The sequence below is a fragment of the Kitasatospora kazusensis genome, from assembly GCF_039529945.1.
Taxonomy (GTDB): Bacteria; Actinomycetota; Actinomycetes; order Streptomycetales; family Streptomycetaceae; genus Kitasatospora; species Kitasatospora kazusensis.
On record NZ_BAAANT010000046.1, the window covers coordinates 1 to 17355 of the forward strand.

Sequence of the window (17355 nt, forward strand, 5' to 3'; positions counted from 1 at the left end):
GCAGGGGGGACCCTGTGGGAGAGTAGGACGCCGCCGAACAATTATTCACAAATGACCCCTCATCCGGGAACGGATGGGGGGTCATTTGCATGTCCGGACCTGTTGTCGAAAACCGTCCCGCGCTCGACACCGGCGGCAGGTACAGGGCTGAGGGTGGTGCTAGGTCCACCTGAAAGTCGGGTCCAGAGGCTACTGCTCTGGACGGCCGGCCCCGACAGACTGATCTCCGGGCCAGAGAGACCGTGAGTTGAAGTTGAAGAGGTGCACATGACGAGTCAGACCGTGCCGACCGCCGCTCATTGGGCGGGGCAGTACCGAGACCGTGCAGTGGCAGGCCTGTTGGCTCAGTGGCGCTGCCTCCAGGTGGGTGTGCAGGCGGGGATCGGGCCTGTTGTGCTGGGGATCTGGGCGCTGGCCTCCGTGTCGCTGGTGATGGATTCGGCCAGGGGGTCGAGGGTGACGCTGTTCGCTCTCGCCGGGTTGATCTCGTGGCCGGTCGCTCTCCTGTGGTGGAGCCGCACTCACTCCGCCCAGTCACGGCGCTGGGCACAGGAGTGGTTCGGGCTGGTCATCCCGAAGCGGTACCGTTCCATGCCCGCGCTGACGCAGGACGAGCGTGGGCACTGGTGGACGGGTCACTCGTACTACCGCCAGAAGCGCACGGCCGAATCGGCGCTCTTCGTGCGGGAGGTGACAGGCGATCCGGAAACCTGGCGGGACGTCAGGTGGCTGGCGGGCAACGCGGTTGCCGTGACGCTCCTGGCAGTGCCCACGGTCGGGTTGTTGGCCTTCGGCGCACTGATGGCGGCCGTCGATCTGGCGGAGCTCTACAGCGGCGGCGTCTACTACTTCCACGCGCGTGAGACCCTCGGGGAGCTCGTGCAGCTGGTCTTCGCTCTGGGGCTCGTGGCCGCGAGCCTGTGGGTCGCGCCGCACGCGCTCCGGTTCTACGGCGAGTGGATGCACCGGGCACTCAGTTCCCAGGCTTCGGAGAAGGTCCGGCTGGCCAAGCGGGTGGAGTACCTCACCACGACCCGCGCCGATGCTGTCGGCGGCCAGGCCGCCGAGCTCCGCCGGATCGAGCGGGACCTGCACGACGGTGCCCAGGCCCGTCTGGTGGCGATCGGGATGACGCTGGGGACGATCGAGCACCTGATGGACACCGACGCGCCTGCGGCCCGTCAGCTGTTGGTCGAGGCAAGGCAGTCTTCGGCGAAGGCGCTCCAGGAGCTGCGTGATCTGGTCAGGGGGATCCACCCGCCCGTCCTGGCCGAGCGGGGGTTGGGTGATGCGGTTCGGGAGCTTGCCCTGGACGGCTCCCTCAGCACGGAGGTGACGGTGAGTCTCCCGGCCCGGCCGGAGGCTCCGGTGGAGTCGGCCGCGTACTTCTGCGTCAGCGAGTTGCTGGCCAACGTCGCCAAGCACTCCGGCGCGGGACAGGCCTGGGTCGACATCCTTTTCCGGGCCGGTCAGTTGCGGATCACCGTGACGGACGACGGGCACGGCGGGGCACGCCCCGAGCGCGGCAGCGGGCTGCGCGGCATCGAACGTAGGCTGGGCGCCTTCGACGGTGTCCTCTCGCTCAGCAGCCCGCCGGGCGGCCCGACGACCATCACCATGGAGTTGCCGTGCGCGTTGTCCTCGCCGAGGACCTCTACCTCCTTCGAGAAGGCCTGATCCGCCTGCTGGAGGCGCATGGATTCACCATCGCGGCAGCGGTCGAGACCGGTCCCGACCTGCTGGAGGCCTTGTTGGAGCACCGGCCCGACGTCGCTGTGGTGGATGTACGGCTGCCTCCGACCCTGACGGACGAAGGTCTGCAGGCGGCGCTGGCCGCCCGGCGTCAGATCCCGGCACTGCCCGTCCTGGTGCTGTCGCAGCACGTCCAGCAGCTCTACGCGCGCGAGCTGTTGGCGGACGGCACCGGCGGGGTCGGGTATCTGCTGAAGGACCGGGTGTTCAATGCGGAGCAGTTCATCGACGCGGTCAGGCGGGTGGCGGCCGGCGGTACGGCGATGGATCCCGACGTCATCGCCAAGTTGATGCAGAGCCGGGCCCACTCGCAGCCTCTCCAGCGCCTCTCGCCCCGCGAGCGGGAGGTGCTGGAACTGATGGCCGAGGGGTGCTCGAACTCGGCCATCTCCAGCCGACTGATCATCAGTGATGGTGCTGTCGCCAAACACATTGCCAATATCTTCACCAAGTTGGAACTGGTGCCCGCCGAGGACGCCAACCGCCGTGTCCTGGCGGTGTTGGCGCACCTCAACGGCGTTCCGGTGTAGTCCGGCAGCCCTGGGCGGACGCAGTACTCAAACCGGTGTGCGAGTAATATCCGGTGGGCCGAGACGGTCGATGGTGCGGTGATCCCGCCCTCGGCAAGGGCGGACCCGGCAGCACAACGGTCGCGTACGGCAGCAGCCGAATCCCAGGGGTTGATCAACGAATGGCACGTCCATCCCTTACCCGCGCCCACCGGGTCCTGCTCGGTCTGGTCGCAGCCGGCGCCTGCCTCATCTCGGGCATCGGCTTCGCGGGTTCCTACAACGCTGTACGTGAGCTGGCCCTGCACAAGGGCTTCGGCACGTTCGCCTATGCCTTCCCGATCGGGGTGGACGCGGGCATCGTGGTGCTGCTCGCGCTGGACCTGGTCCTGACCTGGCTCCGGATACCGTTCCCGCTGCTGCGGCAGACCGCATGGCTCCTCACAGCAGCCACCATCGCCTTCAACGCGGCGGCCTCCTGGGGCGACGCGCTCGGGATGGCGATGCACGCGGTGATCCCGGTGCTCTTCGTCGTCGTGGTCGAGGCCTCTCGGCACGCGGTCGGCAGGATCGCGGACATCACCGCGGACCGGCACATGGAGTCGGTCCGGTTGATGCGCTGGCTGCTGTCGCCCGTCCCGACCTTCCGGCTCTGGCGCCGGATGAAGCTCTGGGAGCTGCGCTCCTACGACGAGACCGTGCGACTCGAACAGAACCGTCTGGTGTACCGGGCTCAGCTGCGCTTCCGCTACGGCCGGGGGTGGCGTCGGTCGGCTCCGTTCCAGGCTCTGCTGCCGCTGAAGCTCGCCAAGTACGGCGTGCCGCTGGATCCGACGATCCTGGACCGGATCGACGGCCCGCTGGAGATCCAGCCCGTTGCCCAGCCTGCCGCGCAGACTCTTGCCCAGCCCGTCGCCCAGCCGGTGGCAGCGGTCGGCCCCACGGCGCAGTCGCCTCTCGCGGCCCCGGCCGCCGCTGGTCCTGCCGCCGCGCCCGCCGCCGCGCCGACCGCCACGGCGGTCGACGCGGCCGTGGCAGTGCCCACGCTCGCCAGGCTCGCGGCTGTCCGGCTGCGGGACGCGCAGGAGCCGGCCCACGCCGAGGACGCTGCCCCGCTGCCGCCGCAGCCGGAGCTCAACGTGTGGATGGCTCGGGCCGTCCCGGCCCACTCCCCGCATGCGCAGGCAGCTCACACGGCGCGCGTCCCCGGTCAGGCCTCGCCCTGGTTCAAGCCGCCGCGCCCCCTGCGGCCGGGGTCGGACGAAGGCGCCCCGGCGCCGGTCCCGCTGCGGGCCGCCGCGCCCGCTCCGGGCCCGGCGCAGGCCCCCGCCGCAGCGCGACCCGCAGCGCAGCCGGCACCGGTCGCGGCGGTCGCGGTGGCACAGGCGTCGATCGGCCACCGGCCGGTCCGGCTCGAACAGCTCGGGCACTCCGAGGACACCTCGGCTCTGGCCACGGTCGAGCCCGCCGACATCGAGGTGATCGACGAGGGCGCCGCCAACGCCCCGCGTCAGAGCGGCCGCTCCGAGGGCGACCGGCGTCAGGCCGTCGAGCCCCTCGACCCGGACGTGTGCTTCCAGGCGCTGGTCGGCTACATCGACCAGTACGGCCACGAGCCCGACGTCCAGAGCCTCGCCGAGCACCTCACCATGGAGTTCGGGGTGGTCGGTTCGCGTCCCGACGGTGCGGTGAACCCGGCCGAGCTGGAGAAGATCCTGCCGCGCCTGCGGGCCCGCTACGCCGACTCCGGGCGGGACTGACCCGTCCGGCTCCACCTCTGCCCGCTCACCGGCCAGGTCCGTCCGGCCGGTGAGCGGGCATTGACGTGTCCGGGCAGCCGCCGTTACCTTCGCATCAACAATCTGTTGAATGACTGCAGTGTGGAGGAGCCCGGATGTCGCAGGTCGAGGTGGACGGCAGTCAGTCCGAGAGCGGGGCGTCGTTCTCCGGTGCCGCCCGGGCTGCCGTGGACGCGCTGCTCGCGCCGGTCGACGCCGAGCTGGCGGCCCGGTACCCGGGTGAGCCGAGCACCCGCCAGCCGGTCCACACCGTCTACGTGCCGGCCGACGCCTTCGAGGCCGACACCGTGCAGAGCTGGGGCCGGGCGGCCCTGACGGCGTTCGACGCCCACGCGGGCACCCCGGCGGAGCTGGCCGCAGCCCTGGGCGTCCCGGTGGACGAACTGCTCGCCGACGTGCACGCCCGGGTCCGCGCCAAGCTGGAGCGCGAGCCGGTCGAGGACCTGCGGATCGACTTCGAGGACGGCTACGGCCCCCGCCCGGACGCCGAGGAGGACGCGGCCGCCGTCCGTACGGCCCGGCTGGTCTCCGCGGCGGTGGCGGACGGCACCGCGCCGCCGTACATCGGCATCCGGATCAAGTGCATGGAGGCGGCGGTCCGCGACCGTGGCATCCGCACCCTCGAACTCTTCCTGTCGACGCTGCTCGCCGAGGGCGGTCTGCCCGAGGGCCTGGTGCTCACGCTGCCCAAGGTGACGTACGTCGAGCAGGTCACCGCACTGGTCCGGCTGCTGGAGGACTTCGAGGCGCGTGCCGGGCTCCCCGCGAAGCGGATCGGCTTCGAGATCCAGATCGAGACCACCCAGGCGATCCTCGGTGCGGACGGCCGGGCGACGGTGGCCCGGATGATCGAGGCCGCCGAGGGCCGGGCCACCGGTCTGCACTACGGCACCTTCGACTACAGCGCCTCCTGCGGGGTCAGCGCCGCCTACCAGAGCATGGACCACCCCGTCGCCGACCACGCGAAGGCCGTCATGCAGGTCGCCGCGGCGGGTACGGGCGTGCGGCTCTCGGACGGCTCGACCAACGTGATCCCGACCGGTTCGACCGAGCAGGTGCACGCCGCCTGGAAGCTGCACCACGACCTGGTCCGCCGTTCGCTGGCCCGTGCGTACTACCAGGGCTGGGACATGCACCCGGCGCACCTGCCGACCCGGTACGTCGCCGTCTACACCTTCTACCGCGAGGGCCTGCAGGCCGCCGCCGCCCGGCTGGCCGCGTACGTCGCCAAGGCCGGTGGTGACGTGATGGACGAGCCCGCCACGGCCAAGGCGCTCAGTGGCTACCTGCTGCGCGGCCTCGACTGCGGGGCGGTCGACCAGGCCGAGGTCACCGGGCTCACCGGCCTGGACCGCAAGCAGCTCGACGCGTTGGCCGGCCGCTGACGGCCGTCGCCCGGACAAGGCCGTGAGGGCCGACCGGTCCAAGCTACCGACCGGTCTAAGCTGGCGGGGTCGTCCACGACCCCGCCAGCTTTTTCGTGTTTGGAGAGTCACCGCGCCATGTCGGAGCCGAGCGCGAAGCCGTACCTGACCATTCGTGGCTCCGGCAGCCACGAGACCGAGGTCAAGAAGTCCCGGTTTATCTGCCATCTCGCCCGGGTCGCCGACGAGGACGAGGCGCAGGCCTTCGTCGCGGGCATCCGGAGGCAGTACTGGGACGCCCGGCACAACTGCACCGCCTTCGTGGTCGGCGGCGAGCACCCGCGCGAGCGTTCCAGTGACGACGGTGAACCCGGTGGCACGGCGGGGGTGCCGATGCTGGAGGTGCTGCGGCGGCGCGGGCTGACCGACACCGTCGCGGTGGTCACCCGGTACTTCGGCGGGATCAAACTGGGTGCCGGCGGCCTGGTCCGGGCGTACGGCGGCGCGGTGTCCGAAGCGGTGGACGCCGTCGGACTGCTGGAGCGCCGCCCGGTCGCGCTGCTCGCGGTCGCCGCCGACCACACCCGGGCGGGACGGCTGGAGAACGACCTGCGGGCGGCGGGCTATGCGGTGCGCGGCCTGGCGTACGAGCCGGCCGGAGTCCGGATCGAGGTCGGTGTGCCGGAGCCGGAGGTGACGGCGTTTCACACCTGGCTGGCGGAGGCCACCGGCGGGGGAGCGGTGGCGGTGGCGGCCGGGCGGACCTTCGTCGAGGTGCCGGTCTGAGTCCGGGCGGACACGGCGGCGGGGGCTGCGGAGTCGGCAAGCGCAGCAGAGGCAGCAGAGGCAGCAGGGGCAGCTGAGGCAGCAGGGGTCGGCGGAGTCGCAGCGTCGGCGGGGCAGGTTAGCCCCTCTGGTCGGTGGCTGGGCCTGTTTCGGACAATGTCACACAGAGGGTTCCGGTATGTTCGGACGGCTGGATAGCCTTGGGCCGCCGCCGACCCAGGAGCCGGAACCAGCGATGCCCGTAGTCCAGACCATCACGCTCGCACCGGGGGCCAGCACTGGTTGGCACTACCACCCCGGGCGGGTCCAGGTGATGGTCCTCTCCGGCGTGCTGACCCGCACGCTGGCCGACGGATCGGTCGTGGTCAGCAGCCCGGGGGAGGGGCTGGTCGAGGAGGCCGGCCCGGAGTTCGTGCACATCGGGCGCAACCTCGGAAGCGTGCCGGTGGTGCTGGCGGCCTTGTACGACGCCCCCGAGGGAAGTCCGCTCGCGGTGGACGCGCCGGCCCCGCAGTGGAGCCGCTGAGCACCGGTTCCGGGTCCTGGTTGCTGTCCCGGCCCAGAGCCCCGCCCGGTCCGCCCCGCCGTCGGCACACCATCGCTCTCGCGGTGGGGCGAAGTCTGGATGACACTCGAACGAATTAACCATGCCCGGAGTTGGAACTTCCGCTCCGGGCTCTTGCGTTTTCCCGGCAAGGATCCATACCCGGCACCTGCCGGGCGGAGCCGGACGACCGACCCATCGATGGAGGAATCCAGACCCCACCACCGCACCACGGGAGGTACCTCGCATGACTCCGGAGCACACCCCGTTCAAAGAGCAACCACCAGACGCCCTGGGCAGGTTCGGCCAGTCGGTGCCCTACCGGATGACGGTCGCCAGTACCGGGCCGCATCAGGACGTGGTCGCCCTCGCAGATCAACTACTGACCGCCTGGCTGAAGCAGGAGGGCTGCGAGGAGCCCCCGCCCGCCGCCGTGACCCCCGGCGCGGAGCGGCTCCGCCCCGGCACCCGCGTCCTGCTCGACCGGGACAACGGCCCACTGGCCGAGGGCCCCCCGCCGCAGAGCCCGGCCCACGGCGGCCGCTACACCCGCCGCCGCCTCCGCACTCCGGTCCCGCACGGCACCCACCAGCTGACCGTCACCATCGCCACGGCGGCATCCGCGTCCGCCCCGCCGCCCGCCGGCTCGGAAGGCTCCACCGTGGCCGACCGGCAGACCTGGATCCGGGTGGAGGCCGAGCACCTGCCGACCGGTGCCGGGGTCCGGCCGGTCGGCCGGGTCCCCGTACCGGACGTGGCCCGCTCGCTGCTCGCCCTGCTCGACGCCACCGACGGCCCCGCCGTGGTGGGCCCGCTGCCCAGGCTCGTCACCCCGGCCGGGGTGGACACACTGATCGACGAGCTGTGCGACCCCGAGCGCCGCCTGCCGACGGTGGTGGCGAGCGTGCCGCCCGCCGCCTCGGTCGAGGCCTGGCTGGCCGAGACGGCCCGCCCGCTGATGCGCCACCTCAGCGGTCTGGCCGTGCTGTACGTGCTGGACCACGCCGCGCTGCCGCTCTTCAACGTCGCGCTGGAGTACCACAAGGTGTACGGCGGCGCGGTCCGCACCTACCTGCCCGAGGTCGACCCGGCCTCCCGGCACGACGGCGCCAGGCATCCGGTGATGCCCCGTCACCGGATAGAGGAGGACGTCCGCCGCGCGGCCTCCCTGATCGCCCGGGAGCCCCGCCGCGCGGCGGCCGAGCTCCCGGTGCCGGTGCCGCTCGCCGCCGTCCCGGTCTTCCGGGTGCCGCCCGAGCCCAAGCGCACCACCGGCGCAAGTCCGTCCGCTCGCCCGGGCCCGCCCGAGGCCACCGACCTGGCGGAGCACCAGGTCCGGGCGGACGAGCTCCAGCGGGTCCGGCACAGCCTCTACCGTTCCCGGCGCCGCGAGCACCGGCTGCTGGCCGAGAACGACGAGCAGTACGCCGCGCTGCGGCATGTCAGCGCGCAGGTCCGGGTGCTGAGCGGCCGGCTCTGCACCGTCGCCGGTCCGGACGCGGTGGACCGGGCCAGGCTGGCCGCCGACGCCCGGGCCGAGGAGGACGGCGCGCCCGCCAACTTCGGTGAACTGGTCGGCCGGTTCCGTGAGTTCCCACTGCTGGAGTTCACCGGGGACCAGAAGGAGGCGCTCGCGCTGGACGGCCAGTGCTCCGGCGCCGGCTGGGCCCGGCTGGCCTGGGAGGGCCTGACGGCCCTCCAGGAGTACGCGGCCGCCGCCGTCCGGGGTGAGGCCCACGGCGACTTCAAGCAGTGGTGCGAGCACACCCCGGCCGGCTGCCACCACTTCCCGCCGCGCAAGGCCGTCCGGGGCGAGTCCCGGACGGTCGAGAGCCACGCCAAGTGGAAGCGCGAGCGGATGCTCCCGGTGCCGGAGTGCGTCGACTCCTCACGCCGCGCGTTCATGGGCGCGCACCTGCGGATCGGTGGCGGCCGGACGGCCCCCCGGCTGCACTACCTGGACGACTGCTCCGGCAGCGGCCGGATCTACGTCGGCTACATCGGGCTGCACCTGACCAACACCCGGACGAACTGACCCGGCGTCCGGCCACGCGGCCGTCGTCGGCATCACCCCCGCCCGACCGGCGGCCGGGGTCAACTGGAGCGCTTGGCTGACCCCGGGCGCCGTTACGGTGGACAATGCTGGGCAGGGCTCGCCACGCCACGGCCTCCCGCAGGGGGCACTGCCCAGCGGGCCCGTCGAGCACACCGGACGAGCATGGGGGAACGACCGCCGATGCAGTACTCACCCGAGGGCCGGCCGGACGGTACTGCCACCACCCTCCAGCCGGGCTTCCTCGCCTCGGTCTTCCGCGACCTCGGGGCGGACGTTCCCGAGCAGCGGGTCGTCCCCGGGCAGCGCCTGACCGAGAGCGAGGGGGCCGACGACGGCGTCGCCGCCCACGGCCGGGCGGCCGCGCTGACGCACCATCGGACGCTGACGGTGCAGGCGGAGCACGAGCGGCTGGCCGACCTGCTCCGGCGCTCCGCGCTGCCGGTCTCCGCGATGGACTTCGAGAGCCAGCTGCGCAGTTACGAGCCGCGTCCGTACCCGGCGGGCGAGCGGGAGTCCGGCGGTGAAGCCGAACCGCGCTGGCAGGACTACGCACCGTCCGGCCCGCCCGGCGCCGACCCCTCGGAGGCGCCGTCCCGGCGCTTGCTGGACTCCGGATACCAGCGCGAGCTGGCCCAGGCCCGGCTGCGCCACCAGCGCGACCTGCGCGAGTGGCGCAGCAAGCACGCCGAGGCGGCCGACTCCGGCCTGGCGGCGGCCCGGGAGGTACACGAGCAGGCGGAGCAGGCCCGGGCCAGGGCCGTCCGCGAGTACAACGACAGCCTGGAGGAGTGCCGGCGGGCGTACCGGTTGGCCGAGCCCGCCGCCGTGGAGTCCCTGCTGGAGCGGGCCCTGGCGGCGGCGGAGGGCTCCACCCAGGACCTGCCGGCGTCCTGCCGCGCGCTCTTCCGGCCGCTCACCCGGACGGCGATCCTCGATCTGGACCTGCCGCCGCTCGACCTCGTCCCGTCGCTCGCCGGGTACCGGCTCACGCCCGAGGGTGAGATCGACCCCGTGCCCCGTCCGGCGGCCGACCGGGTGTCCGACTATCTCCGGCTGGCGGCCCGGCTGGCGCTGCGGGCGCTCCAGGCGGCGGACGCCGTCGACACCGACGGGATACTGACCGGTGTCGTGCTCAACGGCTGGCTGCGGCCGACCCCGGAGGACGAGCCGGTCTGCCTGCTCAGCGTGGACGCCGACCGCGACGCGCTCGCCCGCACCCGGCTGCTCCCGCCCGACCAGCCCGTGCACGAGCAGGGCCCGGGCGAGGGCGTCTACACCGACGCGGAGCAGGACGAAGCGCTGGTCCGGCTGCGCGAGCTCGCCGCCGTGGTCACCCCCGACCCGTACGCGCCGGCCGGCGTGGAGCCCAGCGGCACCGCGGGCCCCGCCGTCCCGAGCGCGGCGGACCTGTCCTCGAACGAGTTCGCCCACCTGGTCAGGGAGCTGCTCACCCGGGGCGGTCTGGCCGACTGGAGCGTCCGGCTGCGCGGGCCGGCCGGGCTGGTCGCCACGGGGGCGGGCGGTCCGGGCAGCGGGCTGCCGGGCCGCTGGGTGGTCTGGGCGTCCCGAGGAGTGTCACCGGTGGGGGAGCAGGAGCTGCACACCCTGCTGGACGCGGTGCGCGAGGAGGGGGCGGACCGTGGCCTGAGGCTCACCTGCGGGCGGTTCACCGAGGCGGCCCTCGATCTGGCGGGTGGCGAGGCGTACGAGCAGATCCACCTGGTCGACGGCGACGGCGTGCGGGAACTGACCAGTACCCACCTCGGCCTGCCCTTCTCGGTCGGGGATTGAGGCAACCGCGCACCGCCCGGCCGTGCAGCACCCGGCGGTGCAGCACCCGGCCGCGCACCACCGGGCCGTCACCCCGACAGCCCAGCCCGCGCGCGGCGTACCGCCCGGCCGGACAGGCTGGCGGTACGCGGCACGAGGCAGCACGACGCGACCCGGTCGCGCTCTGGCGGGAGGGTTGGGATGACCGCGATACTCGTCGCCGCCGGTGCCTTCCTGATGACCCTGATCGGCGGTTTCGTCGCTCAGCGCACGGGGGACCGGCGGCACCTGGTCCTCGGCCTGGCGGCCGGGCTGATGCTCGGGGTGGTCGCCTTCGACCTCCTCCCCGAGGCGATCCGGGCCGCGCCGGGCGAGCTGCACGGCGTACCGCAGGCGCTGCTGATGTTCGCGGCCGGCTTCCTGGCGATCCACATAGTGGAGCGCGCCGTGGCGATCCACCGGGGACACGAGGACGAGTATGCGGCCCACACCCACGGCCGCGCGCACAGCCACGCCCACGCCCATTCGCACGCCCACTCGCACGGTCATTCCCACGGCCGCGCTTCCAGCGGTGCGCACGGCGGCGCGCACGGTCAGGACCGAAGACCGGGGGTCGGCCTCGCGGCGGCGGGGGCGCTGGTCGGGCACAGCCTGATGGACGGCTTCGCGATCGGCGCCGCGTTCCAGGCGGGCGGCACCGTCGGCACGGCGGTGGCGATCGCGGTCGTCGCGCACGACTTCGCGGACGGGTTCAACACCTACACCATCACCCGGATGTACGGGAACGACCGCCGCCGCGCGCTGGCCCTGCTGGGCGCGGACGCGCTGGCGCCCGTCACCGGCGCGGGCATCACGCTGCTGTTCTCCATCCCGGAGCACGTGCTCGGCCTCTACCTGGGCTTCTTCGCCGGGTTCCTGCTCTACCTGGCGACCTCGGACATCCTCCCCGAGGCCCACAGCCCGCATCCGTCCCGCGCCACCCTGCTCTGCACCCTGGTGGGGGTGGGGTTCATGTGGCTGGTGATCGGTTTCACCACCTGACCGGTTTCACCACCTGACCGACTTCACCACCCGACCGACGGGTCCCCTGACCGGCGGTCTCAGCCCGCGTCCCAGCGCTCCCGCAGGGCGGTCAGCGCCGCTGTGATCGCGGGCCGCCGTGAGGTCTGGGTCCGCCAGAGCGCGAAGACCCGCCGGGCGGGTTCGGGCAACAGCGGCCGGGCCACCACCCCGGGCGGCAGCGGACCGCGTCCCAGCCGGGGGACCAGCCCGATCCCCAGCCCGGCCGCGATCAGCGCGATCTGGGTCTGGAACTCGCCGACCTGGTAGCGCACGTCGGGCTCCTCGCCGGCCTCCCGCATGGTGCGCACCAGCCAGTCGTGGCAGATGTTGCCCGGCGGCACGCTGATCCAGCGCTGCCCGCACAGCCGCGCGACCGGCACGACCGCCGGCTCGGCCAGCGGGTCCTCGGCGCGCAGCAGGACATCGACCGGGTCGTTGCCGAGGTCCAGCCGGGACAGGCCCTCCTGGACCGGCAGTGGCACGTTCGGCCAGTCCTGGACGAGGGCCAGGTCGACCTCGCCGCGCGCCACCAGCTCGGCGGCCGGGTAGGGGTCGCTCTCCAGCAGCCGTACGTCCAGCTCGGGGCAGCGGTCGCGCAGGTCGGCGAGTACGCCCGGGAGCAGCCCGCGCGCGCCGGTCGCGAAGGCGGCGACCAGCAGGCGGCCGACGGCCTGGCCGCGCTGCTCCTCCAGGGTCACCTCGGCCTGCTCGACCAGGGCCAGCACCCGCTGCGCCGTCTCGGAGAGCTCGCGGGCGGCGTCGGTGAGCACCACCCCCCGGCCCTGCCGCTCCAGCAGGACCGTGCGGGTCTCCCGTTCCAGTTTGGCGATCTGCTGGGAGACCGCCGAGGGCGTGAACCCCAGAGCCGCCGCCGCCCCGCCGACCGAGCCGTGCACCGCGACCGCGCGCAGCGCCCGCAACCGTCCCAGATCCATCATGCAGCAATACTAAACGGTGTACTCCAGAACTCATCGCTGGTGCTACACGGTCCCGGACGGCCATGCTCGACCCATGCCAGCCACCACCCGTACTGCCACCGCCGCCACCGGCGCCATCGCTCCTGCTCCTGCCGCCACCGCTACAGCTGCCACCGGCACCGCCGCTGCCACCGGCGCCATGACGCCCCGCCACATCGCCTTGGCGGTCCTGGTCGCCGCCGTCTGGGGCCTGAACTTCGTGGTGATCCACGTCGGCCTGGAGAACTTCCCGCCGCTGCTGTTCTGCGCGCTGCGGTTCACCGTGGTCGCCGTGCCCGCCGTCTTCTTCGTCGGCCGCCCGAAGGTCTCCTGGCGCTGGATCCTGCTGGTGGGCTGCACGCTCGGCATCGTCAAGTTCGGGCTGCTCTTCCTCGGGATGCACGCCGGGATGCCGGCCGGGCTCTCCTCCCTGGTGTTGCAGAGCCAGGCGATCTTCACCGCGCTGTTCGCCACCGTGATGCTGCGCGAGCGCCTGAGCGGCCGCCGGCTCGCGGGGCTGGCGATCGCCTTCGCCGGGATCTGCCTGGCGGCCGCGGACGCCGGTCCGAGCGGTCCGGCCGGGGCGTTCGTGCTGGTGATCGTCGCGGCGGCGTTCTGGGGCCTGTCCAACGTGCTGACCCGCCGGGCGGCGCCGCCGGACGCGCTGCGCTGGATGGTCTGGATCAGCGTCGTCCCGCCGCTGCCGCTGCTCGCTCTCTCGCTGCTGGTCGAAGGTCCGACGGCGGATCTGCGCGCGCTGACCGGCATCACGGCGACCGGTGTCGGCGCACTCGCTTACGTCGGGCTGCTGTCCACCCTCTTCGGCTTCGTAGCCTGGAGCTTCCTGCTGCGGACCTACGACGCCTCCGCCGTCGCGCCGTACTCGCTGCTCGTCCCGGTCTTCGGGATGTCCTCGTCCTGGCTGCTGCTCGGCGAGCGGATCAGCGCGGTGGCGGGCGGCGCGGCGGTGCTGGTGATCGCCGGGATCGGCCTCACCGCGCTGCGGCGGCCTCGGTGGGCCCGGGGCGCGCAGCGGCCGACGGGCACTGCCGGGTCTCGTACGCGGCCTCGGCGACCCGCAGTGCCTGCAGCAGTGCGTCCTGGTCGGTCTGGCTGACCGGCCCGAAGTACTCCTGGGCGACCTCGTGCCGGACCTGGCCGATCCGCTCCAGCGCGGAGTACCCGGCCGTGGTCAGGACGACCCGGACGGCGCGCCGGTCCGCCGGGTCCGGCGTGCGCTCGACCAGGCCGGCCTCCTCCAGGGCGTCCACCACGGTGGTGGCCGAGCGGGGGGCGATGTGCAGCCGGTCGGCGAGTTCGCTGAGCCGGATCGCCTCCCGGCCCTCGCAGCCGGGGGCGTGCGCGAGGGTGCGCAGCGCACGGGCCTGGCCCGGGGTGATGCCGTGCGGCTCCAGTTGCCGCATGGTCTGCCGCCGGATCCGCTTCATCGCCCGGGTCAGCGCGTCGGTGAGGTCCGCGGCGGTTTCGGTCGGCGGGGTGGTCATCGGCGGGCTCCCGGTAGGGGGTGCCCCTGCCCGGAGGCTGGGGGAGGGTGGTGGGGCCAGGTTATCGGCCCCGTCCGGTGTCCCGGCGGCAGGCCCGGGGCGAACTGCGAGCCCGGGAGCCGTGCAACCGGGAGTCGTGGGGACCGTGAGGTACGGATCTAATAACACCTTGAGCCAAACTCAGTATCCAGGTTACCGTGTCGGTCGATGGGGCGCTGTCAGCACGGCGCCCCCGTGGGCAGCCCCTGCAAACAGCCCCTGTCAACAACCCTTGTCAACAATGGAGTCCGCATGTCCCTTTCCCAGGCCCGCGTGGCCACCGACCGCCCCGCCCGCTACGGCAAGCAGCTGGCCGCCCACCTCGGGCGCAAGATCGAGGCCGCCTGGTCGGAGGAGGACGGCCGTGGTGAGCTGACCTTCAGGGCCGGTACCGGCACCCTGGTCGCCGAGCCGGGCGCCCTGCTGCTCACCGTGGAGGGGGCGGCCGAGGACCTCCCGATGCTGGAGGACGTGGTGGGCCGTCACCTGGTGCGGTTCGGAGCCCGTGACGAGCTGGTGGTCGAGTGGCAGCGGGACAACGGCGAGCCCGGTCTCGTCCACCGCAACGAGGAGCCGCCCGCCGACGGCGAGTGACCCGTGTGTCAGCCGACCGGACCGGGTAGCCGGCGGTCCAGCGCCCACAGCACCGACCCGGCCAGGCACCAGCTGGCCGTCACGTCCAGCAGCCAGTGGTAGTCGCTCCAGACCAGGCCGGCGCCCACGCCGCAGCAGACCGCCGCAGTCGCCGCGTACAGCCACCGCCGGGCCGCGGGGCTCGCGAGCGTCCGGCCGACGAGGAGCGCCGCCGTCCCGTACGCGATCGCCGAGGTGGCCGTGTGTCCGGACGGGTACCAGCCCAGCCCGCCGGCCCGGACCGTCTCGCCCAGTGGTCCCGGGCGGGCGAACCAGGCCTTGGCCGGTACCACCAGCAACGGGATCAGCACCGCGGCCAGCGCGGCCGCCGGCAGCGGCAGCCACCAGCGCGGCCCGCCCGCCCGCCACTGCCGCCGGGCGGCCAGCACGGCGGCGGCGAGCAGTACGGGAATCGCGGGGAAGGCGCCGCCCAGATCGGCCAGACCACGCGCTCCGTAGTCGACCCAGGGGTTGTCCAGCCAGCCGCGCAGCTCGTGCACGCCGTGCCGGGCGCTCAGGTCCAGCCCGAGCAGCGGTCCGCCGACGGCGACCTGCCAGGAGATCACGGCCAGCAGCCCCGTCAGCAGCAGCGGCACCACGACATGCGAGAGCCGCCCCGGAGCAGGGGGGAGAGCTCCGGGGCGGCTGGGGTGATCGCCGTTCCGCGCGCCCCGGGGGGTGTGGGCCGGACGGTCGGTCGATCGGTCCTCGGACGTCACCACCCCGGGTGGAGCGGTGGACGGTGTCGCTGAGGGTTGCGGTGTGCTGTCCATCTGTGACGACCCTACGTCAGGGTCCCCGCCGGACCGAGGAGCTTCCGTGCTTCCGCACAGCATCTTCACCCCGGTCTTCACCGCGTGGAGCAGTCGGGAACGGCTCGGAACGGCTCGCGCGGCGGGGAGGCGGCGAGGCAGCGGCGGGGGCGTCCGGCGGCAGCGGGGAGGGGCCGGGAGCAGCCGGCCGGGGCGGGCGGCAGACGCCGAGCGGGCCCGGTCCAGGCGGACCGGGCCCGCTCGGCGGAACGTCGGACGGCCCGTCAGACCGCCGCGAAGGCGCTCTCGATGATGTCCATGCCCTCGACCAGCAGGTGCTCGGGGATCACCAGCGGCGGCAGGAAGCGCAGCACGTTCCCGAAGGTGCCGGCGGTCAGCACGACCAGGCCCTTGGCGTGGCACGCCTTGGCGATGGCGGTGGTGATCGCCGGGTCGGCCTCCTTGGTGCCCGGCTTGACCAGCTCGACGGCGATCATCGCGCCGCGGCCGCGGACCTCGCCGATCACGTCGAACTTCTCCTGCATGGCGCGCAGCCGGCCGAGCATGATCTCGCCGATGTGCTGCGCCTTGCTGTTGAGGTCCAGCTCCTTCATGGTCTCGATCGAGCCCAGCGCGGCGGCGCAGGCGACCGGGTTGCCACCGTAGGTGCCGCCCAGGCCACCCATCGGCGCGGCGTCCATGATCTCGGCGCGGCCGGTCACGGCGGCCAGCGGCAGACCGCCGGCGATGCCCTTGGCGGTGGTGATCAGGTCCGGGACGATGCCCTCGTCCTCGCACGCGAACCACTGGCCGGTGCGGCAGAAGCCGGTCTGGATCTCGTCCGCGACGAAGACGATGCCGTTCGCCTTCGCGTACTCGACGATCGCCGGGAGGAAGCCCTTGGCCGGCTCGATGAAGCCGCCCTCGCCCTGGATCGGCTCGATGATGATCGCCGCGACGTTGTCGGCGCCGATCTGCTTGTTGATGATGTCGATCGCCTGCGCGGCCGCCTCGGCGGCGCAGTTCTCGGCACCGGTCAGCCAGCGGTAGGGGTACGCGACCGGGACGCGGTAGATCTCCGGGGCGAACGGACCGAAGCCCTGCTTGTACGGCACGTTCTTCGCCGTCAGGCCCATGGTGAGGTTGGTGCGGCCGTGGTAACCGTGGTCGAACACCACGACGGCGGTGCGCTTGGTGTAGGCGCGGGCGACCTTCACCGCGTTCTCGACCGCCTCGGCACCCGAGTTGAACAGCGCCGTGCGCTTGGCGTGGTCACCAGGGGTCAGCTCGTTGAGCTGCTCCGCGACGGCGACGTAGCCCTCGTACGGGGTCACCATGAAACAGGTGTGGGTGAAGGCCTCCAGCTGCGCGGTGGCCTTGGCGACCACCGCGGCGGCGCTGTTGCCGACGTTGGTCACGGCGATGCCGGAACCGAAGTCGATCAGCGAGTTGCCGTCCACGTCCTCCAGCACGCCGCCGCCGGCGCGGGCGACGTAGACCGGCAGCGTGGTGCCCACACCGGCGGCCACCGCGCCGAGCTTGCGAGCCTGCAGCTCCTGCGACTTCGGGCCGGGGATCGCGGTGACCAGGCGGCGCTCCTGCGGGAGCGGCGTTGAAGCGCTCATGGTGATTCTCCAAGTTCTCAAGGCGCGGTAATCGCAGGCTACGGCGGCACGGCCGGGCCGGGCATGCGCCACTCGGTAGCACTGGGCTGTCGGACTTGTCCGGCGCGGCCAGCGCACGCGGATCGGCTACCTGGCGGTTTCGCTCCACTACATTGAGCGCGGGCGTGTCGTCCTACGGGCGGCATGGGTATGGCCGCATCGAA

The 17355-nt window shown here is 73.0% G+C and carries 14 protein-coding genes and 1 pseudogene; 11 read left to right on the forward strand and 4 right to left on the reverse strand.

Features of this window, described 5'->3' with window-relative positions; all coding sequences use genetic code 11:
* Positions 1–456: 456 nt before the first annotated feature.
* The 9 genes from ABD330_RS27385 to ABD330_RS27425 all read left to right on the forward strand — a co-directional run bounded on the left by ABD330_RS27385 (position 457) and on the right by ABD330_RS27425 (position 11621).
* Entirely contained in the window at positions 457–1677 is a 1221-nt protein-coding gene (locus ABD330_RS27385; protein WP_344468684.1) for a sensor histidine kinase, read from the forward strand.
* Positions 1629–2282: a response regulator transcription factor gene (locus tag ABD330_RS27390; RefSeq protein ID WP_344468685.1), complete on the forward strand. Its 654-nt coding sequence runs from the start codon at positions 1629–1631 to the stop codon at positions 2280–2282. Before ABD330_RS27385 ends, ABD330_RS27390 begins: the two co-directional genes overlap by 49 nt.
* 161 nt (positions 2283–2443) lie before the next feature.
* A complete protein-coding gene (locus ABD330_RS27395) occupies positions 2444–4021 on the forward strand; it encodes a DUF2637 domain-containing protein (RefSeq protein ID WP_344468686.1) in 1578 nt (525 codons plus the stop codon).
* A gap of 134 nt (positions 4022–4155) precedes the next feature.
* On the forward strand, positions 4156–5445 hold the full coding sequence (locus ABD330_RS27400) for a DUF6986 family protein (RefSeq protein ID WP_344468687.1): 1290 nt from the start codon (positions 4156–4158) through the stop codon (positions 5443–5445).
* A gap of 117 nt (positions 5446–5562) precedes the next feature.
* Positions 5563–6210 (forward strand): YigZ family protein, encoded by a 648-nt coding sequence (locus tag ABD330_RS27405; RefSeq protein WP_344468688.1) that lies wholly within the window; start codon positions 5563–5565, stop codon positions 6208–6210.
* 235 nt (positions 6211–6445) lie between these two features.
* A complete protein-coding gene (locus ABD330_RS27410) occupies positions 6446–6736 on the forward strand; it encodes a cupin domain-containing protein (protein WP_344468689.1) in 291 nt (96 codons plus the stop codon).
* A 265-nt stretch (positions 6737–7001) separates the two neighbouring features.
* Positions 7002–8789, forward strand: a complete 1788-nt coding sequence (locus tag ABD330_RS27415) for a hypothetical protein (protein WP_344468690.1) — start codon at positions 7002–7004, stop codon at positions 8787–8789.
* A gap of 201 nt (positions 8790–8990) precedes the next feature.
* Positions 8991–10601: a restriction endonuclease gene (locus tag ABD330_RS27420; RefSeq protein ID WP_344468691.1), complete on the forward strand. Its 1611-nt coding sequence runs from the start codon at positions 8991–8993 to the stop codon at positions 10599–10601.
* 180 nt (positions 10602–10781) lie between these two features.
* The gene (locus tag ABD330_RS27425; RefSeq protein ID WP_344468692.1) at positions 10782–11621 is read left to right on the forward strand and encodes a ZIP family metal transporter; all 840 of its coding nucleotides are present in this window, start codon (positions 10782–10784) and stop codon (positions 11619–11621) included.
* Between the two features lie 59 nt (positions 11622–11680).
* Here ABD330_RS27425 and ABD330_RS27430 read toward each other — a convergent pair whose 3' ends face one another.
* Positions 11681–12580 carry a LysR family transcriptional regulator gene (locus ABD330_RS27430; protein WP_344468693.1) on the reverse strand — a complete coding sequence of 300 codons (900 nt, stop codon included), beginning with the start codon at positions 12578–12580 and terminating at the stop codon, positions 11681–11683.
* Positions 12581–12758: 178 nt separating this feature from the next.
* Here ABD330_RS27430 and ABD330_RS27435 point away from each other — a divergent pair, with 178 nt between their 5' ends.
* Positions 12759–13715, forward strand: coding sequence for an EamA family transporter (locus tag ABD330_RS27435; protein ID WP_344468714.1), 957 nt, complete (start codon positions 12759–12761; stop codon positions 13713–13715).
* Positions 13716–13791: 76 nt separating this feature from the next.
* Here the strand turns inward: ABD330_RS27435 and ABD330_RS27440 are convergent.
* A pseudogene (locus ABD330_RS27440) lies at positions 13792–14103 on the reverse strand (MarR family winged helix-turn-helix transcriptional regulator); the annotation flags it as partial.
* Between the two features lie 291 nt (positions 14104–14394).
* On the opposite strand from ABD330_RS27440, the gene ABD330_RS27445 reads away from it, so the two are divergent.
* Positions 14395–14736, forward strand: coding sequence for a DUF2218 domain-containing protein (locus tag ABD330_RS27445; protein WP_344468694.1), 342 nt, complete (start codon positions 14395–14397; stop codon positions 14734–14736).
* 8 nt (positions 14737–14744) lie between these two features.
* Here the strand turns inward: ABD330_RS27445 and ABD330_RS27450 are convergent, their stop codons facing one another.
* Together ABD330_RS27450 and gabT are read right to left on the reverse strand one after the other, a co-directional pair.
* Positions 14745–15371 (reverse strand): phosphatase PAP2 family protein, encoded by a 627-nt coding sequence (locus ABD330_RS27450; protein ID WP_344468695.1) that lies wholly within the window; start codon positions 15369–15371, stop codon positions 14745–14747.
* Positions 15372–15811: 440 nt separating this feature from the next.
* On the reverse strand, positions 15812–17152 hold the full coding sequence (gabT, locus tag ABD330_RS27455) for a 4-aminobutyrate--2-oxoglutarate transaminase (protein WP_344468696.1): 1341 nt from the start codon (positions 17150–17152) through the stop codon (positions 15812–15814).
* Positions 17153–17355 lie beyond the last annotated feature (203 nt).

Excerpts from the sequence above, each read along its gene's own strand:
- ABD330_RS27400 (WP_344468687.1), top strand. The coding sequence starts at position 4,156 with ATGTCGCAGGTCGAGGTGGACGGCAGTCAGTCCGAGAGCGGGGCGTCG.
- ABD330_RS27420 (WP_344468691.1), top strand. The coding sequence starts at position 8,991 with ATGCAGTACTCACCCGAGGGCCGGCCGGACGGTACTGCCACCACCCTC.
- ABD330_RS27430 (WP_344468693.1), bottom strand. The coding sequence starts at position 12,580 with ATGATGGATCTGGGACGGTTGCGGGCGCTGCGCGCGGTCGCGGTGCAC.
- ABD330_RS27445 (WP_344468694.1), top strand. The coding sequence starts at position 14,395 with ATGTCCCTTTCCCAGGCCCGCGTGGCCACCGACCGCCCCGCCCGCTAC.
- ABD330_RS27405 (WP_344468688.1), top strand. The coding sequence starts at position 5,563 with ATGTCGGAGCCGAGCGCGAAGCCGTACCTGACCATTCGTGGCTCCGGC.
- ABD330_RS27415 (WP_344468690.1), top strand. The coding sequence starts at position 7,002 with ATGACTCCGGAGCACACCCCGTTCAAAGAGCAACCACCAGACGCCCTG.
- ABD330_RS27425 (WP_344468692.1), top strand. The coding sequence starts at position 10,782 with ATGACCGCGATACTCGTCGCCGCCGGTGCCTTCCTGATGACCCTGATC.
- gabT (WP_344468696.1), bottom strand. The coding sequence starts at position 17,152 with ATGAGCGCTTCAACGCCGCTCCCGCAGGAGCGCCGCCTGGTCACCGCG.
- ABD330_RS27395 (WP_344468686.1), top strand. The coding sequence starts at position 2,444 with ATGGCACGTCCATCCCTTACCCGCGCCCACCGGGTCCTGCTCGGTCTG.
- ABD330_RS27410 (WP_344468689.1), top strand. The coding sequence starts at position 6,446 with ATGCCCGTAGTCCAGACCATCACGCTCGCACCGGGGGCCAGCACTGGT.
- ABD330_RS27435 (WP_344468714.1), top strand. The coding sequence starts at position 12,759 with ATGACGCCCCGCCACATCGCCTTGGCGGTCCTGGTCGCCGCCGTCTGG.